General features: G+C 69.1%; 23 protein-coding genes. All 23 read right to left on the reverse strand.

Annotation, left to right across the window (positions count from 1 at the left end; genetic code table 11):
• Nucleotides 1-110 precede the first annotated feature (110 nt).
• Nucleotides 111-488: a F0F1 ATP synthase subunit epsilon gene (locus ACFT32_RS35110; RefSeq protein WP_184590438.1), complete on the reverse strand. Its 378-nt coding sequence runs from the start codon at nucleotides 486-488 to the stop codon at nucleotides 111-113.
• 116 nt (nucleotides 489-604) lie between these two features.
• Nucleotides 605-2041 (reverse strand): F0F1 ATP synthase subunit beta, encoded by a 1437-nt coding sequence (gene atpD, locus ACFT32_RS35115; RefSeq protein ID WP_382497326.1) that lies wholly within the window; start codon nucleotides 2039-2041, stop codon nucleotides 605-607.
• Nucleotides 2042-2043: 2 nt separating this feature from the next.
• On the reverse strand, nucleotides 2044-2982 hold the full coding sequence (locus ACFT32_RS35120; RefSeq protein ID WP_382497328.1) for a F0F1 ATP synthase subunit gamma: 939 nt from the start codon (nucleotides 2980-2982) through the stop codon (nucleotides 2044-2046).
• Nucleotides 2983-3002: 20 nt separating this feature from the next.
• On the reverse strand, nucleotides 3003-4592 hold the full coding sequence (gene atpA, locus ACFT32_RS35125; protein ID WP_382497330.1) for a F0F1 ATP synthase subunit alpha: 1590 nt from the start codon (nucleotides 4590-4592) through the stop codon (nucleotides 3003-3005).
• Between the two features lie 123 nt (nucleotides 4593-4715).
• Nucleotides 4716-5531: a F0F1 ATP synthase subunit delta gene (locus ACFT32_RS35130; RefSeq protein WP_382497332.1), complete on the reverse strand. Its 816-nt coding sequence runs from the start codon at nucleotides 5529-5531 to the stop codon at nucleotides 4716-4718.
• Nucleotides 5528-6076: a F0F1 ATP synthase subunit B gene (locus ACFT32_RS35135; protein WP_382497334.1), complete on the reverse strand. Its 549-nt coding sequence runs from the start codon at nucleotides 6074-6076 to the stop codon at nucleotides 5528-5530. Before ACFT32_RS35135 ends, ACFT32_RS35130 begins: the two co-directional genes overlap by 4 nt.
• Nucleotides 6077-6114: 38 nt before the next feature.
• Entirely contained in the window at nucleotides 6115-6354 is a 240-nt protein-coding gene (locus tag ACFT32_RS35140) for an ATP synthase subunit C (RefSeq protein WP_030246434.1), read from the reverse strand.
• Nucleotides 6355-6422: 68 nt separating this feature from the next.
• On the reverse strand, nucleotides 6423-7190 hold the full coding sequence (atpB, locus tag ACFT32_RS35145) for a F0F1 ATP synthase subunit A (protein WP_382497437.1): 768 nt from the start codon (nucleotides 7188-7190) through the stop codon (nucleotides 6423-6425).
• A gap of 273 nt (nucleotides 7191-7463) precedes the next feature.
• Nucleotides 7464-7901 carry a hypothetical protein gene (locus ACFT32_RS35150; protein ID WP_382497336.1) on the reverse strand — a complete coding sequence of 146 codons (438 nt, stop codon included), beginning with the start codon at nucleotides 7899-7901 and terminating at the stop codon, nucleotides 7464-7466.
• A gap of 297 nt (nucleotides 7902-8198) precedes the next feature.
• Complete coding sequence (locus ACFT32_RS35155) at nucleotides 8199-9518, reverse strand: MraY family glycosyltransferase (RefSeq protein ID WP_382497338.1); 1320 nt, start codon at nucleotides 9516-9518, stop codon at nucleotides 8199-8201.
• A 129-nt stretch (nucleotides 9519-9647) separates the two neighbouring features.
• Nucleotides 9648-10886, reverse strand: coding sequence for a serine hydroxymethyltransferase (glyA, locus tag ACFT32_RS35160; protein ID WP_382497340.1), 1239 nt, complete (start codon nucleotides 10884-10886; stop codon nucleotides 9648-9650).
• Between the two features lie 71 nt (nucleotides 10887-10957).
• Nucleotides 10958-11638 carry a protein-tyrosine-phosphatase gene (locus tag ACFT32_RS35165; protein ID WP_382497342.1) on the reverse strand — a complete coding sequence of 227 codons (681 nt, stop codon included), beginning with the start codon at nucleotides 11636-11638 and terminating at the stop codon, nucleotides 10958-10960.
• The gene (locus ACFT32_RS35170; protein ID WP_193480933.1) at nucleotides 11635-12282 is read right to left on the reverse strand and encodes an L-threonylcarbamoyladenylate synthase; all 648 of its coding nucleotides are present in this window, start codon (nucleotides 12280-12282) and stop codon (nucleotides 11635-11637) included. The genes ACFT32_RS35165 and ACFT32_RS35170 overlap by 4 nt, the downstream gene beginning before the upstream one ends.
• A 70-nt stretch (nucleotides 12283-12352) precedes the next feature.
• The gene (gene prmC, locus ACFT32_RS35175; protein WP_311127758.1) at nucleotides 12353-13198 is read right to left on the reverse strand and encodes a peptide chain release factor N(5)-glutamine methyltransferase; all 846 of its coding nucleotides are present in this window, start codon (nucleotides 13196-13198) and stop codon (nucleotides 12353-12355) included.
• Nucleotides 13199-13231: 33 nt separating this feature from the next.
• Nucleotides 13232-14308 (reverse strand): peptide chain release factor 1, encoded by a 1077-nt coding sequence (prfA, locus tag ACFT32_RS35180; RefSeq protein WP_382497345.1) that lies wholly within the window; start codon nucleotides 14306-14308, stop codon nucleotides 13232-13234.
• Nucleotides 14309-14414: 106 nt separating this feature from the next.
• The gene (gene rpmE, locus ACFT32_RS35185) at nucleotides 14415-14636 is read right to left on the reverse strand and encodes a 50S ribosomal protein L31 (protein WP_003992975.1); all 222 of its coding nucleotides are present in this window, start codon (nucleotides 14634-14636) and stop codon (nucleotides 14415-14417) included.
• 170 nt (nucleotides 14637-14806) lie between these two features.
• Nucleotides 14807-15940, reverse strand: coding sequence for an LCP family protein (locus tag ACFT32_RS35190; protein ID WP_382497347.1), 1134 nt, complete (start codon nucleotides 15938-15940; stop codon nucleotides 14807-14809).
• A 210-nt stretch (nucleotides 15941-16150) separates the two neighbouring features.
• On the reverse strand, nucleotides 16151-17938 hold the full coding sequence (locus tag ACFT32_RS35195; RefSeq protein WP_382497439.1) for a trypsin-like serine protease: 1788 nt from the start codon (nucleotides 17936-17938) through the stop codon (nucleotides 16151-16153).
• A 130-nt stretch (nucleotides 17939-18068) separates the two neighbouring features.
• Complete coding sequence (rho, locus tag ACFT32_RS35200) at nucleotides 18069-20093, reverse strand: transcription termination factor Rho (protein ID WP_382497349.1); 2025 nt, start codon at nucleotides 20091-20093, stop codon at nucleotides 18069-18071.
• Between the two features lie 402 nt (nucleotides 20094-20495).
• Nucleotides 20496-21425, reverse strand: a complete 930-nt coding sequence (thrB, locus tag ACFT32_RS35205; RefSeq protein WP_382497351.1) for a homoserine kinase — start codon at nucleotides 21423-21425, stop codon at nucleotides 20496-20498.
• 340 nt (nucleotides 21426-21765) lie between these two features.
• Entirely contained in the window at nucleotides 21766-22824 is a 1059-nt protein-coding gene (thrC, locus tag ACFT32_RS35210) for a threonine synthase (RefSeq protein ID WP_382497353.1), read from the reverse strand.
• A gap of 6 nt (nucleotides 22825-22830) precedes the next feature.
• Complete coding sequence (locus ACFT32_RS35215; RefSeq protein WP_382497355.1) at nucleotides 22831-24123, reverse strand: homoserine dehydrogenase; 1293 nt, start codon at nucleotides 24121-24123, stop codon at nucleotides 22831-22833.
• Between the two features lie 157 nt (nucleotides 24124-24280).
• On the reverse strand, nucleotides 24281-25672 hold the full coding sequence (gene lysA, locus ACFT32_RS35220) for a diaminopimelate decarboxylase (protein WP_382497357.1): 1392 nt from the start codon (nucleotides 25670-25672) through the stop codon (nucleotides 24281-24283).
• Nucleotides 25673-25674: the final 2 nt, after the last annotated feature.

Genomic DNA, 25674 nt, shown 5'->3' on the forward strand with positions numbered 1-25674 from the left:
CCTAGGTAACGGAACGGAAAAAACTCCCACATCTGCCTCAGCCGCGACCGGGTCCGGATCTCTCCGGTACCCAGCCGCGGCTGAGTGACGACTTCACACGGCGGACAGGGTCAGCGCGCCGCCGTGGCCGCACGCAGACGGACGTCCGCACGGCGCTGGGCGTCCGCGTCGTCCTCCGCCTTCGCGCGCTCGAGCTCCTGCTCAGCGCGCTGGACATCGATCTCGTCCGACAGCTCGGCGACTTCGGCGAGCAGCGAGAGCTTGTCGTCCGCGAACGAGATGAAACCGCCGTGGACCGCGGCGACGACCGTCCCGCCATCGCTCGTGCGGATGGTCACCGGGCCCGACTCCAGCACACCGAGCAGCGGCTGGTGACCGGGCATGACGCCGATGTCGCCGGACGTGGTGCGCGCGACGACCAGGGTGGCCTGGCCGGACCAGACCTCACGGTCGGCGGCGACCAGCGCGACGTGCAGCTCAGCAGCCAAGGTGGCTCCTCGGGTCACCACCCGGCGGTAGTGCCGGGTGTTGGTTACAAGTCTAGTAGGCGTGGCAGAGGGGGCGGGACGAACCCCGCCCCCTCATGACTCGAGCGCGGCTCGGGTCAGGAGACGCCCAGCTCCTTGGCGTTGTTCTTCAGGTCCTCGAGACCACCGCACATGAAGAACGCCTGCTCCGGGAAGTGGTCGTACTCGCCGTCGCAGATCGCGTTGAACGCGGCGATCGACTCGTCCAGCGGCACGTCCGAACCGTCCACACCGGTGAACTGCTTGGCGGCGTGGGTGTTCTGGGACAGGAAGCGCTCCACGCGACGGGCGCGGTGGACAACGAGCTTGTCCTCCTCGCCGAGCTCGTCGATACCGAGGATCGCGATGATGTCCTGCAGGTCCTTGTACTTCTGCAGGATGCTCTTCACGCGCATCGCGGCGTTGTAGTGGTCCGCCGCGATGTACCGCGGGTCGAGGATGCGGGACGTCGAGTCCAGCGGGTCCACGGCCGGGTAGATGCCCTTCTCGGAGATCGGACGGGAGAGCACCGTCGTCGCGTCGAGGTGGGCGAAGGTGGTGGCCGGGGCCGGGTCGGTCAGGTCGTCCGCGGGGACGTAGATCGCCTGCATCGAGGTGATCGAGTGACCACGGGTCGAGGTGATGCGCTCCTGCAGGGTGCCCATCTCGTCGGCCAGGTTCGGCTGGTAGCCCACCGCGGAGGGCATACGGCCGAGCAGGGTCGACACCTCGGAACCGGCCTGGGTGAAGCGGAAGATGTTGTCGATGAAGAACAGCACGTCCTGCTTCTGGACGTCACGGAAGTACTCCGCCATCGTCAGGCCGGCCAGGGCCACGCGCAGACGGGTGCCCGGGGGCTCGTCCATCTGGCCGAAGACCAGGGCGGTCTTGTCCAGAACGCCGGACTCTTCCATCTCCGCGATGAGGTCGTTGCCCTCACGGGTGCGCTCACCGACGCCCGCGAAGACGGAGACGCCCTCGTGGAGGTTGGCGACACGCATGATCATTTCCTGGATCAGCACGGTCTTGCCGACACCGGCACCACCGAACAGACCGATCTTGCCGCCCTTGACGTACGGGGTGAGCAGGTCGACGACCTTCAGGCCCGTCTCGAACATCTCGGTCTTCGACTCGAGCTGGTCGAACGCGGGGGCCTTGCGGTGGATGGACCAGCGCTCGCCCTCGTACTCCTCGTCGGTGTTCAGCACCTCACCGAGGGTGTTGAACACCTTGCCCTTGGTGAAGTCGCCGACCGGGACGGAGATGCCCACGCCGGTGTTGATCACCGGGGCCTGGCGGACCAGACCGTCGGTGGGCTGCATGGAGATCGCGCGGACCAGGCCGTCACCCAGGTGCTGGGCGACCTCGAGGGTCAGCGTCTTCTTCTCGCCCGCCTTCGCCGGGTCGGCGACCTCGACGTGAAGGGCGTTGTAGATGTCCGGCATCGCGTCGACGGGGAACTCCACGTCGACGACCGGGCCGATGACCCGCGCGACGCGGCCCGTCGCCGTGGCCGTCTCAACAGTGGTGGTCATTTTCAGTCACTCCCCGCGGTCGCGTCGGCCAGGGCACTGGCACCACCGACGATCTCGCTGATTTCCTGGGTGATTTCGGCCTGGCGGGCCTGGTTGGCAAGCCGGGTGAGGTTCTCGATGAGATCACCGGCGTTGTCGGTTGCCGACTTCATCGCGCGCCGCGTGGCGGCGTGCTTCGAGGCGGCCGACTGGAGCAGCGCGTTGTAGATGCGGCTCTCCACGTAACGCGGCAGCAGGGCGTCCAGGACGTCCTCCGCCGAGGGCTCGAAGTCGAACAGCGGAAGGATCTCGCCCTTGGGCTTGCCCGCCGCGTCAGCGGCAGATGTATCCGTTTCCGCGACCTCTTCGAGGCTGAGCGGCAGCAGCCGCGCCTCGACAGCCGTCTGCGTCATCATCGACACGAACTCGGTGTAGACGATGTGGAGCTCGTCCACGCCGCCCTCGGCCGTCTCCGTCTCGATCGCCTCGATCAGCGGGGCCGCGACCTTCTTGGCGTCCGCGTACGAGGGCTCGTCGGTGAAGCCCGTGAACGACTCCGCGACCTTGCGCTCGCGGAAGTTGTAGTGGGCGAGACCGCGGCGGCCGACGATGTAGTTGACGACCTCCTTGCCCTCACCCTCGAGCTGCGCGGTGAGCTTCTCCGCGGCCTTGATGGCGTTGGAGTTGAAGGCGCCGGCCAGACCGCGGTCGCTCGTGAGGAGCAGGACCGCGACGCGGGTCGGGTTCTCCGCCTCCGTGGTCAGCGGGTGCTTGGTGTTCGAACCGGTGGCGACCGCGCTGACCGCGCGGGTGAGCTCGGTCGCATACGGGGTGGAGGCCGCCACCTTGCGCTGCGCCTTGACGACGCGCGAGGCGGCGATCATCTCCATCGCCTTCGTGATCTTCTTGGTCGCGGAGACGGATCGGATGCGACGCTTGTAGACCCGGAGCTGGGCTCCCATGAGTCAGGTCCCTTCCGTCGTCACTTACCGGCAGCCGGGGTGTCCTCGCCGAGCAGCTTGCCGTCGGAGGTCTCGAACTGCTTCTTGAACTCCGCGATGGCGTCGGCCATGGCCTGGAGGGTGTCGTCCGACATCTTGCCGCCCTCGCGGATGGAGGTCAGCAGGCCCTGCTCCTTGCGGTGCAGGTACTCCAGCAGCTCCTTCTCGAAGCGGCGGATGTCGACGACCGGGACCTCGTCCATCTTGCCGGTGGTGCCGGCCCAGATGGAGACGACCTGGTCCTCGGTGGCCATCGGCTGGTACTGCGGCTGCTTCAGCAGCTCGACCATGCGCTGACCACGCTCGAGCTGCGACTTCGACGCGGCGTCCAGGTCGGAACCGAAGGCGGCGAACGCCTCCAGCTCACGGAACTGGGCGAGGTCCACGCGGAGGCGGCCGGACACCTGACGGATCGCCCTGTGCTGGGCGGAACCACCGACTCGGGAGACGGAGATACCGACGTTCAGCGCGGGGCGCTGACCGGCGTTGAACAGGTCCGACTCCAGGAAGCACTGGCCGTCGGTGATGGAGATGACGTTGGTCGGGATGAACGCCGAGACGTCGTTGGCCTTGGTCTCGACGATCGGCAGACCGGTCATCGAGCCGGCGCCCATCTCGTCGGAGAGCTTGGCGCAGCGCTCCAGCAGACGGGAGTGCAGGTAGAAGACGTCACCCGGGTAGGCCTCACGGCCCGGCGGGCGGCGCAGCAGCAGCGACACGGCACGGTAGGCGTCGGCCTGCTTCGACAGGTCGTCGAAGATGATGAGGACGTGCTTGCCCTCGTACATCCACTGCTGACCGATGGCCGAACCGGTGTACGGCGCCAGGTACTTGAAGCCGGCCGGGTCGGACGCCGGGGCGGCGACGATGGTCGTGTACTCCAGCGCGCCGGCCTCCTCCAGAGCGCCGCGCACACCGGCGATGGTGGAGCCCTTCTGGCCGATGGCGACGTAGATGCAGCGGACCTGCTTCTCCGGGTCGCCCGAGCGCCAGTTGTCGCGCTGGTTGATGATCGTGTCGACGGCCAGGGCGGTCTTGCCGGTCTGGCGGTCACCGATGATCAGCTGACGCTGGCCACGGCCGATCGGGGTCATGGTGTCGACGGCCTTGTAGCCGGTCTCCATCGGCTGGTGGACCGACTTGCGGTCCATGACCGTGGGGGCCTGCAGCTCCAGGGCACGGCGGCCCTGGGTCTCGATCTCGCCGAGGCCGTCGATCGGGGCGCCGAGGGGGTCGACCACACGGCCGAGGTAGCCCTCGCCGACCGCTACGGAGAGAACCTCACCGGTACGCGAGACCGGCTGCCCCTCCTCGATGCCGCTGAACTCACCGAGGACGATGGCACCGATCTCGCGCTCCTCGAGGTTGAGGGCGAGGCCGAGGGTGCCGTCCTCGAACTTCAGCAGCTCGTTGGCCATGGCCGAGGGCAGACCCTCGACCTTCGCGATGCCGTCACCGGCAAAGGTGACCGTACCGACCTCCTCGCGCGAGGCCGCGTCCGGCTTGTACGCCTGGACGAAGTTCTCCAGCGCGTCCCGGATCTCCTCCGGCCGGATCGTGAGCTCCGCCATCTGGGTTCCCTGCTCTCCTTGTTGGGCCCGAAGTTTCTTTGGGGGTCTGGGGGCGACCCCCAGGATTCTTCTGCACGGCCCAACCAGGGCCGTCGTAAGTACGTGGTGCTATTGAGTTGCTGCTCAGCTCGCCAGACGGCGGCTCGCGTCCTCCAGCCGGTCCGCGAGGGAGCCGTTGATGACCTCGTCGCCGACCTGCACCCGGATTCCGCCGAGGACCTCGGGGTCCACGTCCAGGTTGAGGTGCATCTGACGGCCGTAGATCGTCGCGAGGGCGGCACCCAGGCGCCGCTTCTGCGGGTCGCTCAGCGGCACCGCCGAGGTGACGATGGCCACCATGCGGTCCCGGCGCTCGGCGGCGAGCTTGGACAGGGACTCCAGTCCCGACTCCAGGCTACGTCCCCGCGGCGCGGTCACAAGGCGCGTCACCAGACGCTCGGTGGCCGACTGCGCCCTGCCTCCGAGCAGGCTGCGCAGCAGCTCGCTCTTGGCCGAGGTGGTGGCCTTCCGGTCGGTCAGCGCGGCACGCAGCCCGGTGCTGCCGGAGACGATCCGGCCGAACCGGAACAGCTCGTCCTCGACGTCGTCGAGCTTGCCGGCCTTCTGCGCGGCGGTGAGGTCGGCGGTGTCGGCCAGCTGCTCCAGCGCGTCCACCAGGTCGCGCGACTGCGACCAGCGGGAGCGCACCATGCCGGCGACCAGGTCGGCGGCCGGGCCGCTGACCTGGGTGCCGAGGAGACGCTGGGCCAGCTCGGCCTTCGCCTCGCCGTCCTGCGCCGGGTCGGTGAGGACCCGACGCAGCGATACCTCGCGGTGGAGCAGAGCGGTGACGGCGGCCAGCTCGTCGGCGAGCGAGCCCGCGTCGACGGACGTGGAGTCCGTCAGCGCGTCGAGACGCTCTCGTGCGGCTGCCAGGGCCTCGCGGCTCGCTCCGTTCATCGCCCGGCCTCGGCCTTCTCCTCGAGGTCGTCGAGGAACCGGTCGATCACGCGGCTCTGGCGGGCGTGGTCCTCGAGGGACTCCCCGACGAGCTTGCCGGCCAGGTCGGTGGCGAGCTTGCCGACGTCCTGACGCAGCGCGGACGCGGCGGCCTTGCGGTCTGCCTCGATCTGCGAGTGACCGGCGGCGACGATCTCCTCGCGCTGACGCTGGCCCTCGGCCCGCATCTCGGCGATGAGCGTGGCGCCCTGCTCCTGCGCCTCCTGGCGCAGACGCGCGGCCTCGTGCCGGGCCTCGGCGAGCTGTGCCTTGTACTGCTCAAGGACGCTCTGGGCCTCGACCTTCATGGTCTCGGCCTCTTCGATACCGCCTTCGATCGCCGCGCGGCGCTCCTCCAGAACCTTGTTGATGTTCGGAAGCAGCTTCTTCCAGAAGAAGAAGAACACGATGGCGAAGGCGATGGTGCCGACGAGCAGCTCGGGGCCCGGAGGAATGAGCGGGTTCTGCTCTTCCTCGGCCGCCAGCTGCACCAGGTTGGCGATCACATCAGTGCCTTTCGTCTATGCCTGTCGGTAGGGAATCTTTAGTCAATACCGAAGACGAACGGCATGACGATGCCGATGAGGGCGAGCGCCTCACAGAACGCGAAGCCCAGGATCTGGTTGGCACGGATCAGGCCGGCGGCCTCGGGCTGGCGGGCGAGGGCCTGGGTGCCGTTGCCGAAGATGATGCCGACGCCGATGCCGGGGCCGATAGCCGAGAGGCCGTAACCGACGGAACCGATGGAACCGGAGACAGCGGCAAGGGTCTCAGTGGCAGCCATGCTGAATCTTCCTTCTCTTAACGGACCGGTGGGGGTTGGCCACCGGACGACCGGGGGTGGGGTGGGGCTCAGTGATGCTCAGCGAGAGCGCCCTGGATGTACGTGCAGGCGAGGAGTACGAAGACGTACGCCTGGACGGCCTGCACGAAAAGCTCGAAGCCGATCATGGCGATGGTCATCACGAAGGAGACACCGGCCGCCGGGACCATCCAGCTGTTCAGCAGGTACCAGGACGCGACGGTGAACATGACCAGCATCAGGTGGCCGGCGAACATGTTGGCGAAGAGTCGCACCGCGTGCGTGAACGGCCGGACGAGCAGGTTCGAGAAGAACTCGATGACCATCACGAGCGGCAGCACCGGGCCGAGCGACTTGTCGTAGCCGGTGACGTTCTTGAAGAACCCGACGAAGCCGTGCCGCTTGAAGGTCAGCGAGACCCAGGTCACGTAGACGATCGCGGCCAGGACCGCCGGGAACGCGATGATCGACGACACCGGGAACTGCGCCAGCGGGATCACGGACCAGATGTTCATGATCCAGATGAAGAAGAACAGCGAGACCATGAACGGGACGTACTTCTCGCCCTCGCGCTTGCCGAGCGTCTCGTAGACGATGCCGCGGCGGACGAAGTCGTAGCCGGCCTCACCGACCATCTGCAGCTTGCCCGGCACCACCTTGGCTTTGCCGAAGGCCGCATAGAAGAAGCCGATGACGAGGACGGTGGTGATGAGCGCGAGCAGCATCACCTTGTTGAACTCGAACCCCCCGACCGTGGCGATCGGCTTGAAGAGGAACGAGTGCAGGCCCGGTGCCGGAAAACCACACCCGTCGGACATGATCCGACAGCTCCAGTCAAAGGCGAGCTGGGTCTGGTCAGCACTCACCGGGGGCTCCTTCGGCGTGACGCATGGGTACGGCAACCTCGTTGTGTCGGCGCGGCGCGCAGCCGCGGATCGGCACTGGACTGGTGTTACGGATGTGAGGGCGGCTTTGGGGCATCGAGCCTCGCGTTCGAGCAGGCGTCAGCTCAGATGCCCGCGCCCGCGATGCCGCAGTTGGCACCGGACGATAGCAGGAGTTCTCCGTGCTCTTTATCGCGCCCCTACTCGTCACGACGATGACCCGGTCTTCTCGGGCTTCTCGCTCTTCTCGGAGTCCGGGTCGATGTAGAAGATCTTGGCCTTCATATGCGCACGAGCCTGCGCGGCCATCCACACGACGGTCGCGACGACGATGCCTACGGCGAACGTCTTCGCGTTGAAGAGAGAGGTGTCCTTGAAGAGGGCCACGAAGATCAGGAGCAGCAGGAGCTGAGCCATATAAAGCATCAGCCCCATGGCCTGGAACAACTGCGGGAGCGTTTTTGCCGTCCACTGCAGAACGTACAGACCGACCCCCATGAAGAGGATGGCGAGCAGGGTGCCGACGGCCGCTCCGATGGCTCCCTTGCCTCCGGCCACCACGCCGCTGACGGCGACCGCTACCGCACCGGCAGCCGCTGTGGGCACAGCGCACTGCAAGAGGTTCCGGGCGTCATTGGACGGCATGGCGGCAACTCCGCTTTCGCAGGGGGCAGGGGTGTCGTCATGGACGAGCGTAGTCCCGGGCTGAGTGGAGTCCTCACGCCAATGGACCGTCGCACTGCGGTCCTTCGGCTCTATCCGGGGGTTCTCGTGAACCGTATCACAAACTATTTGATGCAGTCTTTACCTGGGGGTGTGCGAGCAGTCACACATGAGAGTGAAGCTGCGCGTCTGTGCAAGAACGGCGTCGACTTGTCTGGTATTGGGGCGCTTCGCTCCCCCATCACAACCCCACGACTTGGCAATGCTCTAGTCAGATTCTTACCTTGTCCCGGCCTTGCGCCGGTCGGCCAGACGCGAACGGGGGCCGATGGCGGTCGCCCCGTTGACACCGGAGACCCCGGAGACCCCTGACACGGCCGCCGCCGCGGACGCCGGCGTCGAGGCCTCGGGTGCCAGCGCGGCGACCGAGACACGGCGCCGGTAGCGCGGCGGCACGAAGCGCTCCATCCAGCGCGGGGCGCGCGGCGTGAAGCGCGGCAGCAGAAGCAGCAGGAGGCCGATCGCGCTGAGGAACACGACGCCGAGCACGATCCACATGGACGCCGAGTTGACCGAGTAGGCGAGCGCCCCGAAGGCGATCAGCGCCGACCAGAAGTACATGATCAGCACCGCGCGGCTGTGCGAGTGGCCGATCTCCAGCAGGCGGTGGTGCAGGTGGCCGCGGTCGGCGGCGAACGGCGACTGGCCCTTCCACGTGCGCCGCACGATGGCCAGGATCAGGTCGGCGGCAGGGATCGCGATGATCGTCAACGGCATCAGCAGGGGGATGAAGACGGGAAGCATCGCGTGGGTCGTTTCCCGGTCACCGCCGAGGTTGACGTTGAGTGCCTCGACGTCCAACTGGCCGGTGACGGACACGGCACTCGCCGCAAGGACCAGACCGATCAGCATGGACCCGGAGTCGCCCATGAAGATGCGGGCTGGGTGCATGTTGTGCGGCAGGAAGCCGAGGCACATCCCCATGAGCACCGCGGAGAACAAGGTCGCGGGGGCAGCCGCCTCGGCACCGTAGCCGTACCAGATCCGGTAGGTGTACAGGAAGAACGCCGCTGCGGCGATGCACACCATCCCTGCCGCCAAGCCGTCCAAGCCGTCGACGAAGTTGACCGCGTTGATGGTGACGACCACGAGAGCCACGGTGAGCAGGTTGCCCTGCCACGGAGTGACGGACACCGTTCCGACGCCGGGGACGGGCAGCCACAGAATGGTCAGGCCCTGCAGGATCATGACGCCGGCCGCGATCATCTGGCCGCCCAGCTTGATCAGGGCGCCCAGCTCGAACTTGTCGTCCAGCACACCGATCAGCCAGATCAGCGCCGCCCCGGACAGCAGCGCCCGGGGTTCGTTCGATGTCTCGAAGACCTGGCTGAGGTTGGTCAGATGGTCGGCGACCAGCAGACCGGCGCACAGGCCGAAGAACATCGCGATCCCGCCGAGCCGCGGAGTAGGTTCCCGGTGCACATCACGTGCCCGGATCTCCGGCATCGCTCCGGCCACGATCGCGAATTTCCGTACCGGCCCTGTCAGCAGATACGTCACCGCGGCCGTGATGCAGAGCGTCAGCAGGTATTCACGCACGGGCTTCCCCACAGGTCTCGCTGGCCATCACAGCCCCACACCCTAGCGATGCGCGCATATGGGTGGGGACTTCCGGGTAGCGACGATGGTTGCACGAGTGGCTGTGCACCCCGGTGCGTCTACCCCCACTCAGCGCGGATACGGCGGAAATCCACCGGCCAGCTCCCGCACTTCTTCACGTGCCCTCGCGGTCTCGGTCACGCCCCTGAGCACCCCCGCGAGCAGCTTGGCGATCCTCGCCATCTCGGCTTCTCCCATTCCCTGCGTGGTGACCGCGGCCGTGCCCAGCCTGAGGCCCCGGGCGTCGCCGTGAGGAAGCGCACAGCAGTCCAGGACCAGGCCGGCCGCGGCGAGACGGCCGCGGGCGGTGCGTCCGTCGACGCCCAGGGGTGCCGGGTCGGCGGTGATGAGATGGGTGTCGGTGCCACCGGTGGTGACGACCAGGCCCTCGGCGGCCAGCCGGGCCGCGAGAACCCTCGCATTGGCGACCACCTGATGGGCGTACGCGACGAACGCCGGTGTTGCCGCCTCCCCGAACGCGACCGCCTTGGCGGCGATGGTGTGCATCTGCGCGCCGCCCTGTGTGAAAGGAAACACGGCCCGGTCCACCCGCTCGGCCAGCTCCGCGCGGCACAGGATCATGCCGCCGCGCGGGCCGCGCAGCACCTTGTGGGTGGTCGCGCAGACGATGTCCGCGTACGGCACCGGGTTCGGCGCCGCTCTCCCGGCGACGAGCCCGATGGGGTGCGCGGCGTCCGCGACGAGGTAGGCGCCCGCCTCGTCGGCGACCTCGCGGAAGAACGCGTAGTCGATGTGCCGGGGATAGGCGATCGAACCGCACACGATCGCCTTGGGCCGGCGCGTCCGGGCCAGGGTGCGCACCTGCTCGTGGTCTATGAACCCGGACTCGGCCTCCACGCCGTAGCCGGCGAAGTCGAACCAGCGGCCGGAGAAGTTGGCGGGCGAGCCGTGGGTGAGGTGGCCGCCGTGGGGCAGGCCGAGGGCGAGGACGGTGTCGCCGGGGCGGAGCAGGGCGGCGTAGGCGGCCAGCACCGCCGAAGAGCCCGAGTGCGGCTGGACGTTGACGTGGTCGGCGCCGAACAGGGCCCTGGCCCGGTCCACGGCGAGGCGCTCGGCGACATCGGCGATCTCGCAGCCGCCGTGGTGCCGAGCCCCCGGGTAGCCCTCGGCGTACTTGTTGGCCAGCGGCGAGCCGAGGGCCGCCAGCACGGCCGGCGAGGTGAAGTTCTCGGCGGCGATCAGCTGGAGCGTCGTCGACTGCCGCTCCCGCTCCGCGAGCAGCACGTCGGCGAGCTCGGGGTCCTGGTGGCGCAGGACGTCGGCCTCGATGGCAGGGGTGACCGTCATGATGGGCTCCGGGCGGCGTCGACGGTGACGTACGTCCAATGTAGGCCCGGTGCCCCCGGGGCGCTCGGCTGCTACGCCTTTGCGGGGACACCCGTGAGGGCCGTGACCACCGGATCGAGTGCCTGGTGTATCTCGTCCCCGATGGACCGGAAGAACGTCAGGGGCGCCCCGTACGGGTCGTACACCTCGTCCGCCTCGGCGTTCGGCGCCAGGAGCCACCCGCGTAGAGCCGCCGCGGCACGCACCAGCGCACGCGCGCGGATGACCACACCCTCCTCCAGAGGCGGCAGGGTCGCCGGGTCGATGGCCTTCACCAGACGGGTGAACTCCTTGAGCGTGAAGGTCCGCAGGCCCGCCGAGTGCCCCATCGAGATGACCTGCGCCCGGTGGTCCCGGGTGGCGGTCAGCACCAGATCGGCGCGGATCACGTGCTCGTCGAGCAGTTCACGCCCGGTGAAGCCGGAGGCGTCCGCGCCGAAGTCGGCGAGGACGGTCTCCGCGTGCGACTCCATGGGCGCGCCCTCGTGGCCCCAGGTGCCCGCGCTCTCCACGATCAGCCCGCCGCCCAGGATCCCCAGCCGCTCCCGCACGGCATGACGGGTCAGCCGCTCGGTGATGGGCGAGCGGCACACATTGCCGGTACTGACGTGGAGGATGCGGAAGCTGTCACGCGGAAGCCCCACGAACGTCGTCGTGATCTCCGCCGCGCTTTCCCCGTTGCCTATGCCACGCCCCGCTCCAGGGGCCGTCAATTCGCCACCTCGAGGTCGGGTACGACCTTTCGGAGCTCGTCCGCGGAGATCGCGCCCGCGCGCAGCAGCAGCGGCACCTCACGGGTCACGTCAACGATCGACGACGGCACGTTGCCGGGGGTCGGGCCGCCGTCGAGGTAGACGGAGACGGAGTCGCCGAGCATCTCCTGCGCGGCGTCGCAGTCCTCCGGCGCCGGGTGGCCGGTGAGGTTGGCGGACGACACGGCCATCGGGCCGACCTCGGTGAGCAGCTCGATGGCGACCGGGTGCAGCGGCATGCGCACGGCGACGGTGCCACGGGTGTCCCCGAGGTCCCACTGGAGGGACGGCTGGTGCTTGGCGACGAGAGTGAGGGCGCCCGGCCAGAAGGCGTCGACGAGCTCCCAGGCCAGCTCGGAGAAGTCCGTGACGAGCCCGTGCAGGGTGTTCGGGGAGCCGATGAGGACCGGGGTGGGCATGTTGCGGCCCCGGCCCTTCGCGTCCAGCAGGTCGGCGACGGCCTCCGAGGAGAACGCGTCGGCGCCGATGCCGTACACCGTGTCCGTCGGCAGCACCACGAGCTCGCCACGGCGGACGGCGGACGCTGCCTCACGCAGACCGGTCACGCGGTCGGTCGCGTCGTTGGTGTCGTATCGCCGTGCCATCTTTAGCTGGCCTCCTCGTACACGTGCTGCTGGGATGAAGACTGCGAAGACTGTGGGGTGATCGGGGTGCTCACGGAAGCGCCTTGCGGGCCGTGGCGAAACGCGGGCGCTTGTTGAGGTCCGGATGGTCGGCCGCGTCGGCCCAGCCCCGCTCCTCGGTGAAGATCCACGGCACCTGTCCGCCCTGGGTGTCGGCGTGCTCCACGACCACGACGCCGCCGGGGCGCAGCAGCCGGTGCGCGGTGCGTTCCAGGCCGCGGATGAGGTCGAGGCCGTCCTCGCCGGAGAAGAGGGCCAGGTCGGGGTCGTAGTCCCGCGCCTCCGGAGCGACGTACTCCCACTCGGTGAGCGGGATGTACGGCGGGTTGGTGATGACCAGGTCGACCTGGCCGTCCAGGTCCGGGAAGGCCGTCAGGGCGTCTCCCTGGCGCAGCTCGACCCTGGAGCCCTCCACGTTCTTGCGGGTCCACCGCAGGGCGTCCTCGGACAGCTCCACGGCGTACACCCGCGAGCGCGGCACCTCCTGGGCGAGGGCGAGCGCGATGGCGCCGGAGCCGGTGCACAGGTCGACGATGCACGGCTCTACGACGTCCATGGCCCGTACGGCGTCTATGGCCCAGCCGACCACGGACTCGGTCTCGGGGCGCGGCACGAACACCCCGGGGCCCACCTGGAGTTCCAGGTACCGGAAGTAGGCCCGCCCGGTGATGTGCTGGAGCGGCTCGCGGGCCTCGCGGCGGGCGATGACCTCCCAGTAACGGGCGTCGAAGTCGGAGTCCTTGACGGAGTGCAGCTCGCCGCGCTTGACGCCGTGTACGAACGCGGCGAGTTCCTCCGCGTCGGTGCGCGGCGAGGGCACGCCGGCGTCGGCGAGCCGCTGGGTGGCCTGGGCCACCTCCGCGAGCAGCAGGTTCACGCAAGTCCTCCGGTACTCAGTACTCCTACGTGCTTATGCAGCGGCCAGCTTGGCCGCCGAGTCCGCGTCGACACAGGCCTGGATCACCGCGGCGAGGTCGCCGTCCAGGACCTGGTCCAGGTTGTACGCCTTGAAGCCGACGCGGTGGTCCGAGATGCGGTTCTCCGGGAAGTTGTACGTGCGGATCTTCTCGGAGCGGTCGACGGTGCGGACCTGGCTGCGGCGGGCGTCGGCGGCCTCCCTCTCCGCCTCCTCCTGCGCCGCGGCAAGCAGCCTCGAGCGCAGGATACGCAGTGCCTGCTCCTTGTTCTGCAGCTGGCTCTTCTCGTTCTGACAGGAGGCGACGACTCCGGTGGGAATGTGCGTGATGCGCACGGCGGAGTCGGTGGTGTTGACGGACTGTCCGCCCGGCCCCGAGGAGCGGTAGACGTCGATCCGGAGGTCGTTGGGGTTGATCTCCACGTCGACCTCCTCGGCCTCCGGGGTGACCAGCACACCGGCGGCGGAGGTGTGGATACGGCCCTGGGACTCCGTGGCCGGCACCCGCTGCACGCGGTGCACGCCCCCCTCGTACTTCAGCCGCGCCCAGACGCCCTGCCCGGGCTCGGTGGCGCCCTGGCCGCCCTTGGTCTTCACGGCGACCTGGACGTCCTTGTAGCCGCCCAGCTCGGACTCGGTGGCGTCGATGATCTCGGTCTTCCAGCCGACCCGCTCGGCGTAGCGCAGATACATGCGCAGCAGGTCGCCGGCGAACAGCGCCGACTCGTCGCCGCCCGCGCCGGCCTTGATCTCGAGGATGACGTCCTTGTCGTCACTGGGGTCGCGCGGGACGAGGAGAAGGCGCAGCTTCTCCGTGAGCTCCTCGCGCCGCCGCTCCAGGTCCTTGACCTCGGCCGCGAAGTCGGGGTCGTCGGCGGCCAGTTCGCGCGCGGTCTCGGCGTCGTCGCCCGTCTGCGTCCAGGAGCGGTACGTGGCGACGATCGGGGTGAGCTCGGCGTAACGCTTGTTCAGCTTGCGCGCGTTGGCCTGGTCGGAGTGCACCGACGGGTCGGCGAGCTTCTTCTCCAGGTCGGCGTGCTCGGCGACGAGTTCCTCGACGGCCTCGAACATCTTGGGCTCCTGTGTACGGACGGGGGTGAAGGGCGGGCGACCAAAAACGCCGGTCCCGGAGCGCCCGGTGAGGGGGCGCGTCCGTGGACCGGCGAATTGAGGCTCGCTACTTCTTGGAGCCGGCGGCCTTGCCGAAGCGGGCCTCGAAGCGGGCCACACGGCCACCGGTGTCGAGGATCTTCTGCTTGCCCGTGTAGAACGGGTGGCACTCGGAGCAGACGTCGGCACGGATGGTGCCGGACTCGATGGTGCTGCGAGTGGTGAACGACGCGCCGCAGGTGCAGCTGACCTGCGTCTCGACGTACTCGGGGTGGATGTCGCGCTTCAAGGTGTCTCCTAGGTTCGGGAGGGCGCCGGGTCGCTGCCGCGGGGTGCGGGGGCGTGAACCGGAGCCGACGTACCAGTCTGCCAGGACTGGGGCCATCCCCCAAAACCGGGGGTTGCCGTTGTTTGTTCCCTGCGGGCCGGATTGGGTTGCTCGCGCAGTTCCCCGCGCCCCTAAGAGGACGACACCACGCCGTTCGCTTCACCGGTTGCCGAGCCCTTGGTCGCGCTCTTCGGGATCGGCTTGTCGTGTTCCAGGGCCTTCCAGATCTGGTCGGCCTGCTTTTCCTGGAGGAGGACTCGGTTGGGGTCGGCGGGGTCGTAGGCGACCGGCATCGTGACCATGTTCATGTTCGACGGGGTGATGCCCTTGAGGCCGTTCGCGAAGGACGCGAGCTTGTTGACCGAGCCGAGGTCGGAGTCGGCCGTCACCGTCTTGGTCGCGGTTTCCGCGAGGTCGTAGAGCTTCTTCGGGTTGGAGAAGACGCCGACGTCCTTGACCTGGTTGAGCAGGGCCTTGATGAAGGCCTGCTGGAGCTGGATGCGGCCCAGGTCGGAGCCGTCGCCCACGCCGTGCCGGGTGCGGACCAGGCCGAGGGCCTGCTCGCCGTCGAGTCTGTGGGTGCCCGCCTTCAGCTTCAGGTGGCTGTCGGGGTCGTCGATGCGCTTCGTCGTGGTCACCTCGACGCCGCCGAGGTCGTCGATGAGCGTCTGGAAGCCGGCGAAGTCGACCTCCAGGTAGTGGTCCATGCGCAGATCGGTGATCGACTCGACGGTCTTCACGGCGCAGGCGGCCCCGCCCGTGGAGTACGCGGAGTTGAACATCACGCCGTTCGCGGCGGGGTACTGCTTGCCCTTGGTGTCCGTGCAGGAGGGCCGGTCGATGAGGGTGTCACGCGGGATGGAGACCACGCTGGCCTTCTTGTGGCCCTTGTTGACGTGCACGATCATCGCCGTGTCGGAGCGGGCGCTGCCGTCGTCGGTGCCGCCGCCGAGCTTCTTGTTGCCGCCGGCGCGGGTGTCGGAGCCGAGGACGAGGATGTTCTCGGAGCCGTTGTCGGCCTTCTTGGGCCGGTCGGTGCCGAGGGCCTGGTCGATGTCGACGCTCTTGAGGTTGCCGTTGAGCTTGAAGTACACGTACCCCGCCCCGGTCCCGCCCAGGACGACGATGCCCGCCGCGGTCCAGGCCATGATCATCATGCCCTTGTGACGCTTGCGGGGCTTGCGGCGTCGGCCCTTGGCTCGGCGCGATCCGGTGGTGCCGGTCTCGCCCGGTATACCCGGACCCGGCGTGCTCTCGGCAGACATGTGCTCCTCGGCTCGTCTTCGGTCGATTACCCCCTGCGGTCGGTGCCAGGCGTACTCGGTCGGGGGACTGCCCCCTGGCACCATCGTCGCTCCGCCTGGTCAGACGGGGAAACTCGGGAAAGGGTTGCACAACGGACTGTGCCCACCGCGTGCGGCGGTGGGCACAGTCCGTGTTCGTCACAGCGGGGTGTATCCCGCTCACCTGCGGTTTCAGCCGAAGATGTCGTACTGCTTGAAATCGGTACCTACGGACTTTCTTGTGGCAAAGATCTCGCTGGTCGCCTTGCCGGTGCCCGGGTACAGATAGAGCGTGCCGCCGGGGGTGCGGGCCAGGAAGTCGGCCTTGCCGTCGCCGGTGATGTCGCCGGTCGCGTCGAAGGCGTTGTAGCCGCCCCAGGAGCGCACCTTGACCCGGGCCGAGAAGGCGCCGGAGCCGGACTTGCCGGTGCCCTTGTAGAGGTAGATGTGGCTGCCCGACTTGCTGCGGGCGATGAGGTCGGTCTTGCCATCGCCGGTGAAGTCGCCCTTGCCACGGACGGAGTTGTACTGGTTCCAGCCGGAGCCGGCCTTCACACGGGCCGCGAAGGTGCCGTTGCCGTTGCCCGGGTAGATCCACAGCACGCCCGCGGAGTCGACCGAGAGCAGGTCGGGCAGGTAGTCGCCGGTGACGTCACCGGGGGTGATGACGCGGGTGCGGGTCTTCCAGTTGTCGGCGATCTTCTTGGTGGACCAGGCGTTGTCGGCGAGCACGAAGTGGGTCCAGAAGAGGTCGCCGTCGCTGCTGCGCCGGTAGACCAGGTCCTGGTAGCCGTCGCGGTCGAGGTCGGTCTGCAGGACGACGTTGAAGCCGTTCCAGTTGCCCCAGGACTGGCGGGCGGCGAACGACGTGCCCTTGGAGTCCTTGGAGTAGCCGGTCTTGGTCGACGCGTTGCGCACCCACAGGTCGGCCTTGTGGTCACCGCTGATGTTGGTGTCGTCGACGCGCGGATAGGCGGCGCCGACGTAGGTGCTGACCTTGCTGAAGACGCTGTAGGCGCCCTTCGCGACGCAGTCGGTCACGCCCCAGGACACGACACCGACGATGCGGTTGTTGACGACCAGCGGGCCGCCCGAGTCGCCGTTGCAGGCGGAGGTGGTGCCCGAGTCACTGCCGGTGGCGGGCTTGCCCGCGCAGACCATGTGGCCCTTGACGAAGTCCCTGCCGTACGCGCCGGCGCAGGTGGTGTCGGACTGGAGGGGCAGCGTGGCCGTCTTCAGCCGCTCGGAGATGTCGTCGCTGGTGGAGCTGGTGCGGCCCCAGCCGTAGACCTTGGCGCTGGTGCCGGCCTTGTACGAGGCGGTGTCACCGGACGTCGTCATCCGGATCGTCTTGGCCTTGACCGGCTCGGGCAGGGTGAGCACCGCGATGTCGTTGTCGATGGTCGTCGCGTTGTACGACGGGTGGTTCCACTGCCGCCAGACGGCGGTGACGGTGCCGCCGTGCAGGTCGGTGCCGTCGGCCGAGGGCAGCTGGGCGGTGCCGGTGACGACGGCGCCGTTGGCGTTCCAGTCGTAGCCCTTGACGCAGTGCGCCGCGGTGAGGATCTTCGTCGGCGCGACGACGGCGCCGCCGCAGAAGAAGCCGATGTCGTCGCCGGTGCCGGACGTGCCCCGGTCGTCGAAGTAGTGGAGCTGCGCCATCCACGGGGCCGAGGTGATGGTGGTCTGGCTGCCGCCGATGACCTTCGGGTCGATACGGCCCTCGGTCGTGCTCGCGCTCAGCGACGCCTTGCTCGTCCTGCCGGCGGTGTCGTCGCCGGCCAGGGCGCCCGCGACGCGCTTCTCCAGCTCGGCGGGCGACGGCGAGCCGGTGGCGGGCTTGATCGTCGGTTGCGGCAGCGGGGTGGCCGCGCCGGCGGACGTCGTCAGCAGCGCGGCGGCCACGGCAGCCGCGACACCGGCCGCGGCCACGGGCAGTGCGATGCGTATCCGGCGTCTGTGGCGCCCGCCCCCAGGCATGGATGTACCCACGAATGTCCCCCCTCGGGATCACATGTTCGAAGAGCGTGATCCTACCTGCACACGAACACCACAAAGGGCCGCCCCCGTCCTGTTCCGGACGGGGGCGGCCCTTTCTGTCAGACGGTGCCTAGTCGCCGTTGCCCGGCATCGGCGTCGTCTTCTGGATCTGCATCAGGAACTCGGCGTTCGACTTCGTCTGCTTCATCTTGTCCAGGAGCAGCTCGATCGCCTGCTGCTGGTCGAGTGCGTGCAGCACACGGCGCAGCTTCCAGGTGATGGCGAGCTCGTCGCTGCCGAGCAGGATCTCTTCCTTACGGGTACCGGACGCGTCCACGTCCACCGCCGGGAAGATGCGCTTGTCGGCGAGCTTGCGGTCGAGCTTGAGCTCCGCGTTGCCGGTGCCCTTGAACTCCTCGAAGATCACCTCGTCCATGCGGGACCCGGTGTCCACCAGCGCGGTGGCGAGGATGGTCAGCGAGCCGCCGTCCTCGATGTTGCGGGCCGCACCGAAGAAGCGCTTCGGCGGGTACAGGGCGGTCGAGTCGACACCACCGGACAGGATGCGGCCGGAGGCGGGCGCGGCCAGGTTGTAGGCACGGCCCAGACGCGTGATGGAGTCCAGCAGGACGACCACGTCGTGCCCGAGCTCGACCAGCCGCTTGGCGCGCTCGATGGCGAGCTCGGCGACCGTCGTGTGGTCCTCGGCCGGGCGGTCGAAGGTCGAGGAGATGACCTCGCCCTTCACCGACCGCTGCATGTCGGTGACCTCTTCCGGACGCTCGTCGACCAGGACGACCATCAGGTGGCACTCGGGGTTGTTGTGCGTGATCGCGTTGGCGATCGCCTGCATGATCATGGTCTTGCCGGTCTTCGGCGGGGCCACGATCAGACCGCGCTGGCCCTTACCGATCGGCGACACGAGGTCGATGATGCGGGTGGTCAGCACGCCCGGGTCGGTCTCCAGGCGGAGCCGGTCCTGCGGGTACAGCGGCGTCAGCTTGTTGAACTCCGGCCGCCCGCGCCCGGATTCGGGCGCCATGCCGTTGACGGAGTCCAGGCGGACCAGCGCGTTGAACTTCTCGCGGCGCTCGCCCTCCTTCGGCTGACGGACGGCACCGGTGATGTGGTCACCCTTGCGCAGGCCGTTCTTACGGACCTGGGCGAGGGAGACGTACACGTCGTTCGGGCCGGGCAGGTAGCCGGACGTGCGGATGAAGGCGTAGTTGTCGAGGATGTCCAGGATGCCCGCGACGGGGATCAGGACGTCGTCCTCGGTGATCTGCGGCTCCTGCACGTCGTCGCGGCCGCGACGGCCACGGCGGTCACGGTAACGCCCGCGACGGCCACGGCGGCCGCCCTCGAAGTCGTCGTCGTCCTGCTGCTGCTGGCCGCGGTCCTGACGACCGCCACCGCCGCCCTGCTGCTGGCCCTGCTGCTGGCCGCGCTGGCCGCCCTGCTGGTCGTCGCCCTTGCCCCGGCCGCCGCGGTCACGGTCCCGGCCGCGGTCACGGCGGTCGCGGCGGCGGCCCTCGCCACCGTCGCCGTCGGACTTGGCGTCGCTCTGGGACTGCTGCTGCGACTGCTGCGCCGGCGCCTCGGCCTTGGCGTCGTTCTTCGCCTCGGCGGCGACCGTCTCGGCGGCGGAGGCCGGGGATCCGGCGTCGGCGGTGGCACGGCGACGGCGGCGCTCGGAGGGCTCGTCGTTGCTGGCGGGCTGGCCGGGAATCTCGATCTGCTGCTGGGCCACGGCCTTCTCGGCCTTGTCGGCCTTCTCGGCGGGGGCCTCGGAGGCCTGCTTCGCGTCCGCCTTCTTCTCCGCCTTCTCGGCGTTGTCCCCCGTACGGGTCCGGGAGGTGGCGCGGCGCTTCGGCTTGGTCTCGGCGGGGGCGTCGGCCTTCGCGGCCGGAGCGGCGCCGCCGGACGCCTGCGCCTCCTTGATGACCTCGATCAGCTGGCTCTTGCGCATACGCGCCGTGCCCTTGATGCCGAGGCCGGATGCGACCTGCTGCAGCTCGGCCAGCACCATGCCCTCGAGGCCGGTACCGCGGCGCCGCCGGGAGCCGGCACCGGCGGCAGGCGCGGAGGCGTCCGTGGCGGGCGCGGCAGCTGTCTCCTCGACACGTGCGCCCATCAGATCGGTGGTGTCGCTCACGAAGGGTCCTTCCCTGGAGCGGACGTCGGCCTGTCTGGCTCGGCGACCGGTTGTGCTGTCCGACTTCGGTCCGTGTGGTGTGAACCGTGCCGGGGCGGTGGTCCGCCTAAGCGGCGGAGGAATCTGGTGATGGCGCTTCCTTGAGCCGTGGCACCCAGTGTCAGTGTCACGCGGCGTGGTCGCACCGGTTCCGGAGCGTGCCCTGCGCCCCGCTCAGTGTCCGCGTACGGCGTACGGTCCGACGTACGAAACACAGTGCGGCTTGGGGGGCTCCCGGAAGAATGTCTGTCCCGGACGGGGACACGAGGCACCTCGCCATGGTGGGGTCGGGTGCAGACTTGAGGTTAACACTACCGGATCCAACAAACATTCCCCCTCTCCAAATCCGGCAACCGAGTGCTTTCAAAAGTCGCCGGGGGCCGCGAGCGGCAGAACGCTCGCGCCCTGTGCGTCGAGGCTCAGCCGGTTCGCGGCCCAGTCCGCGCCCGCCAGGGCCTCGACCTTGTCGGCGGTGCCCTCGTCGGTCAGCGCCATGACCGTCGGTCCGGCGCCGGAGATGACCGCCGGGACACCCTCGGCCCGCAGCCGCTCCACCAGCGCCGTGCTCTCGGGCATGGCGGGGGCGCGGTACTCCTGGTGCAGGCGGTCCTCGGTGGCGGGCAGCAGCAGTTCGGGGCGCCGTGTCAGGGCCTCGACGAGCAGGGCGGCCCGGCCCGCGTTGACGGCGGCGTCGATGTGCGGGACGGAGCGCGGGAGCAGCCCGCGCGCCGTCTCCGTCAGAACCGGCTTTCCGGGCACGAAAACCACCGGAACGATGGAATCGGCGGGCTCCATCCTGATCGCGCGGGCCGCTCCGCCCTCCATCCAGGAGAGGGTGAAGCCGCCCAGCAGACACGCCGCGACATTGTCGGGGTGGCCCTCGATCTCGGTGGCGAGCTCGAGCAGCGCGGTGTCGTCGAGCTTGGCGTCGGCGCCTATGGTCACGGCGCGGGCGGCGACGATCCCGGCGCAGATGGCGGCCGAGGAGGAGCCCAGGCCCCGGCCGTGCGGAATGCGGTTGGCGCAGACGATCTCCAGGCCGCGCGGCTGTCCGCCGAGCAGGTCGAAGGCCGTGCGCAGGGAACGGACGAGGAGGTGCTTCTCGTCGCGCGGGAGCGTCTCGCTGCCCTCACCCGCGATGTCGATGTGCAGCCCGGAGTCGGCCACCCGGACGACGACGTCGTCGTACAAGCCCAGCGCGAGGCCGAGGGCGTCGAAGCCCGGGCCGAGGTTGGCGCTGGTGGCGGGGACGCGCACCCGGACGGCGGCGGCGCGGAACGCTGGACCGGCCATCGCTCGATGACTCTCCTTGAGCTGCGTGATTGTCGAATGACGTTCGATGGACATTCGATGCGTACGAGAACCCTGGGGGCCGCTGCCGACCGGGATGGCCGGCCGCTGTCCCGGCCGCGGAGACGGCGCGGCACCGTGCTCTATGCGGAGGCATATGCGGCGGGCGGGTTCAGTACAGCCTATCGAAAGAAGGTTCTGTGGCGACATAGGGCGCACAGGAGGCGCACGATGCGTGTCGTATGAGCCCTGTGCACCCCCTGCGGGGTACCTCCCCGGGCAAGCGCCGTCTTACGCCGGACCGTGCCGAGCGCTACACCGGCGCTCGGCACGTCCGCGCAGGTCAGACGAGTCCGAGGCGCTCCGCCGCGGCCGCCGAGTCGACGGGGACGGTGACCGGCTGCGGGGCACCGGCGACGGCCCAGTCGGGGTCCTTCAGCCCGTTGCCGGTGACGGTGCACACGATCCGCTGCCCCGGGTCGACCTTGCCCTGCTCGGCCGCCTTCAGCAGACCGGCGACGGACGCGGCGGACGCGGGCTCGACGAAGACCCCCTCCTGGGAGGCCAACAGCCGGTAGGCGCGCAGGATCTCACGGTCCGTCACCTCGTCGATGAAGCCGCCCGACTCGTCCCGCGCGGCGATCGCGTGGTTCCACGAGGCCGGGTTGCCGATGCGGATGGCGGTGGCGACGGTCGACGGGTCCTTGACGATCTCGCCGCGCACGATCGGGGCGCTGCCGGAGGCCTGGAAGCCCCACATCCGGGGCGTCCGGGCGGCCACGCCGTCGGCGGCGTACTCCCTGTAGCCCTTCCAATAGGCCGTGATGTTGCCCGCGTTGCCCACCGGCAGGACGTGGATGTCGGGCGCGTCGCCCAGCATGTCCACGATCTCGAAGGCGGCCGTCTTCTGGCCCTCGATACGTACCGGGTTGACCGAATTGACCAGCGCGACGGGGTAGTTGTCGCTCAGAGCGCGCGCAAGGGTGAGGCAGTCGTCGAAGTTTCCGTCGACCTGCAGGATCTTCGCACCGTGCACGAGGGCCTGGCCCATCTTGCCGAGCGCGATCTTGCCGGTCGGCACGAGCACGGCGCAGACCATCCCGGCCCGCACGGCGTACGCGGCGGCGGAGGCCGACGTATTGCCGGTGGAGGCGCAGATGACGGCCTTCGCCCCCTCCTCCTTGGCCCGGGTGATGGCCATGGTCATACCGCGGTCCTTGAAGGACCCGGTGGGGTTCGCGCCCTCCACCTTCAGGTGGACCTCGCAGCCCGTGCGCTCGGAGAGCACCTGCGCGGGCACGAGCGGTGTGCCGCCCTCGCGGAGCGTCACGACCGGCGTGGTGTCGGATACCGGCAGCCGGTCCCGGTACTCCTCGATGATTCCGCGCCACTGGTGGGTCATTGCTGGTTACTCTCCTTCAACCCGCATGATGCTGGCGACACCACGCACGGTGTCGAGCTTGCGCAACGCCTCGACGGTCCCGGTGAGGGCGGCGTCGGACGCACGGTGCGTGACGACGACGAGGGAGGCCTCGCCGTCCTTCCCCGACTGGCGAACCGTATCGATCGAGACTCCGTGCTCGGCGAACACGGTCGCGACCTGGGCGAGAACACCCGGTTTGTCGGCCACGTCGAGGCTGATGTGGTAGCGCGTGACCACCTCGCCCATCGGCGACACCGGCAGGGCGGCGTAGGCGGATTCGCCCGGTCCGGTCGCGCCGCTGAGCCGGTTGCGGCAGACGGCGACGAGATCGCCGAGCACGGCGGAGGCGGTCGGGGAACCGCCCGCTCCGGGCCCGTAGAACATGAGCTGCCCGGCGGCGTCGGATTCGACGAACACGGCGTTGTAGGCGCCGCGGACGGAGGCCAGCGGGTGGCTCAGCGGGATCATGGCCGGGTGCACGCGCGCGGTGACGGACGCACCGTCCGCGGCCCGCTCGCAGATGGCGAGCAGCTTGATGGTGCAGCCCATCTCCCTGGCGGAGGCGAAGTCGGCGGCGGTGACCTCGGTCATGCCCTCGCGGTAGACGTCGTCGAGACGCACGCGCGTGTGGAAGGCGATGCCGGCGAGGATGGCGGCCTTGGCGGCGGCGTCGAAGCCCTCGACGTCGGCGGTGGGGTCGGCCTCCGCGTAACCCAGGGCGGTGGCCTCGTCGAGGGCCTCCTGGTAGCCGGCCCCGGTCGAGTCCATCTTGTCGAGGATGAAGTTGGTCGTGCCGTTGACGATGCCCATCACCCGGTTGATCTTGTCGCCGGCGAGGGACTCGCGCAGCGGCCGGATCAGCGGGATGGCACCGGCGACGGCGGCCTCGTAGTAGAGGTCCTTGTCGTGCTGCTCGGCGACGGCGTGCAGGGCGGCCCCGTCCTGGGCGAGCAGCGCCTTGTTGGCGGAGACGACGGAGGCGCCGTGCTCGAAGGCGGTGGTGATGAGGGTCCGGGCGGGCTCGATCCCGCCGATCACCTCCACCACGACATCAATGTCGCCGCGCTTGACGAGGGCGGTGGCGTCGGTGGTGACGAGGTCCTGGTCGATGCCTTCCCTGACCCGGTCGGGCCGCCGTACGGCCACGCCCGCGAGCTCCACGGGGGCGCCGATCCTGGCGGCGAGGTCGTCGGCGTGCGTCGTCATGATGCGCGCCACCTCTGAGCCGACCACTCCACAGCCCAGCAGCGCCACCTTCAGCGGACGCGTACGCATCATCCGACCTCGTTTCCTCATACCGTCTACGGTTGCACCAGTCTCACTCACCGGACGGGACTTTCTGCCCTTCGTCCGGATCGTGAGATATCTATTTCATTTGTACGGGGGTGGAAGACAGGAGATCTTCCACCCCTCGTCGGTCCGGCGTCGGTCCGGCTCAGCCGACGTCGAGACGCAGCAGGTCCTCCTCGGTCTCCCGGCGGACGATCACCCGGGCCTCTCCGTCGTGCACGGTGACGACCGGCGGCCGCATCATGTGGTTGTAGTTGCTGGCCATGGACCGGCAGTAGGCGCCCGTCGCCGGTACGGCGATGAGGTCACCCGGTGCCAGGTCGGCCGGCAGGAACGCGTCCTTGACCACGATGTCCCCGCTCTCGCAGTGCTTGCCGACGACACGGGCGAGCATCGGCCCGGCGTCGGAGGTGCGGGAGACGAGCGCGACGCTGTATTCGGCGTCGTACAGCGCGGTGCGGATGTTGTCCGACATGCCGCCGTCGACGGAGACGTAGGTCCGCAGCCCGTCGAGGGGCTTGATGGTGCCGACCTCGTAGAGCGTGAAGGCGGTCGGGCCGACGATGGCGCGTCCGGGCTCGACGGAGATACGCGGCGTGCGGAGGCGGGCGGCCTCGCACTCCCGCGTGACGATCTCGGTGAGCGCCTTGGCGATCTCGTGCGGCTCACGCGGGTCGTCGTCGCTGGTGTACGCGATACCGAGCCCGCCGCCGAGGTCGATCTCCGGCAGCTCGACACCGTGCTCGTCGCGGACGTCCTTGAGCAGCGAGACCACCCGGTGGGCGGCGACCTCGAACCCGGACATGTCGAAGATCTGCGAGCCGATGTGGCTGTGGATGCCGACGAGTTCGAGCCCGTCGAGCTGCAGGGCACGGCGTACGGCCTCGGCGGCGTGCCCGCCGGACAGCGGGATGCCGAACTTCTGGTCCTCGTGGGCGGTGGCGATGAACTCGTGCGTGTGGGCTTCCACACCGACGGTGATCCGGATCAGGACCTTCTGCCGCTTCCCGAGGCTCTGCGCGATGTGGGCGACCCGGGCGATCTCCTGGAAGGAGTCGAGCACGATGTGGCCCACGCCCGTCTCGACGGCCCTGGTGATCTCGTCGACGGACTTGTTGTTGCCGTGGAAGGCGATGCGGTCGGCGGGCATGCCGGCGGAGAGGGCGGTGGTCAGCTCGCCGCCGGAGCAGACGTCGACGTTCAGCCCTTCCTCGCGCAGCCAGCGCACGACGGCACGCGAGAGGAACGCCTTGCCGGCGTAGAAGACGTCGGCGTCGGCCCCGAAGGCGGTGCGCCACGCACGCGCGCGGGCCCGGAAGTCGGCCTCGTCGAGGACGTAGGCGGGGGTACCGAACTCCTCGGCGAGCTCCGTGACGGTGATGCCGCCGACGGTGACGACACCGTCCTCGTCCCGCGTGACGGTCTCGGCCCACACCTTGGGGTCCAGGGCGTTGAGGTCGGTGGGCGGGGCGGAGTAGTGGCCCTCGGGGAGGACATCGGCGTGACGGGGCCCGGCGGGGTGTGCGGAACGGCTCATAT

It is taken from the genome of Streptomyces sp. NPDC057002, from assembly GCF_042673825.1.
Taxonomy (GTDB): Bacteria; Actinomycetota; Actinomycetes; order Streptomycetales; family Streptomycetaceae; genus Streptomyces.

Bases quoted from the DNA above. Each gene is read 5' to 3' on its own strand.
- atpD (WP_382497326.1), bottom strand. From the start codon at position 2,041: ATGACCACCACTGTTGAGACGGCCACGGCGACGGGCCGCGTCGCGCGG.
- ACFT32_RS35120 (WP_382497328.1), bottom strand. From the start codon at position 2,982: ATGGGAGCCCAGCTCCGGGTCTACAAGCGTCGCATCCGATCCGTCTCC.
- atpA (WP_382497330.1), bottom strand. From the start codon at position 4,592: ATGGCGGAGCTCACGATCCGGCCGGAGGAGATCCGGGACGCGCTGGAG.
- ACFT32_RS35130 (WP_382497332.1), bottom strand. From the start codon at position 5,531: ATGAACGGAGCGAGCCGCGAGGCCCTGGCAGCCGCACGAGAGCGTCTC.
- ACFT32_RS35140 (WP_030246434.1), bottom strand. From the start codon at position 6,354: ATGGCTGCCACTGAGACCCTTGCCGCTGTCTCCGGTTCCATCGGTTCC.
- atpB (WP_382497437.1), bottom strand. From the start codon at position 7,190: ATGTCCGACGGGTGTGGTTTTCCGGCACCGGGCCTGCACTCGTTCCTC.
- ACFT32_RS35150 (WP_382497336.1), bottom strand. From the start codon at position 7,901: ATGCCGTCCAATGACGCCCGGAACCTCTTGCAGTGCGCTGTGCCCACA.
- glyA (WP_382497340.1), bottom strand. From the start codon at position 10,886: ATGACGGTCACCCCTGCCATCGAGGCCGACGTCCTGCGCCACCAGGAC.
- ACFT32_RS35170 (WP_193480933.1), bottom strand. From the start codon at position 12,282: ATGGCACGGCGATACGACACCAACGACGCGACCGACCGCGTGACCGGT.
- prfA (WP_382497345.1), bottom strand. From the start codon at position 14,308: ATGTTCGAGGCCGTCGAGGAACTCGTCGCCGAGCACGCCGACCTGGAG.
- ACFT32_RS35190 (WP_382497347.1), bottom strand. From the start codon at position 15,940: ATGTCTGCCGAGAGCACGCCGGGTCCGGGTATACCGGGCGAGACCGGC.
- ACFT32_RS35195 (WP_382497439.1), bottom strand. From the start codon at position 17,938: ATGCCTGGGGGCGGGCGCCACAGACGCCGGATACGCATCGCACTGCCC.
- thrB (WP_382497351.1), bottom strand. From the start codon at position 21,425: ATGGCCGGTCCAGCGTTCCGCGCCGCCGCCGTCCGGGTGCGCGTCCCC.
- thrC (WP_382497353.1), bottom strand. From the start codon at position 22,824: ATGACCCACCAGTGGCGCGGAATCATCGAGGAGTACCGGGACCGGCTG.
- ACFT32_RS35215 (WP_382497355.1), bottom strand. From the start codon at position 24,123: ATGATGCGTACGCGTCCGCTGAAGGTGGCGCTGCTGGGCTGTGGAGTG.
- lysA (WP_382497357.1), bottom strand. From the start codon at position 25,672: ATGAGCCGTTCCGCACACCCCGCCGGGCCCCGTCACGCCGATGTCCTC.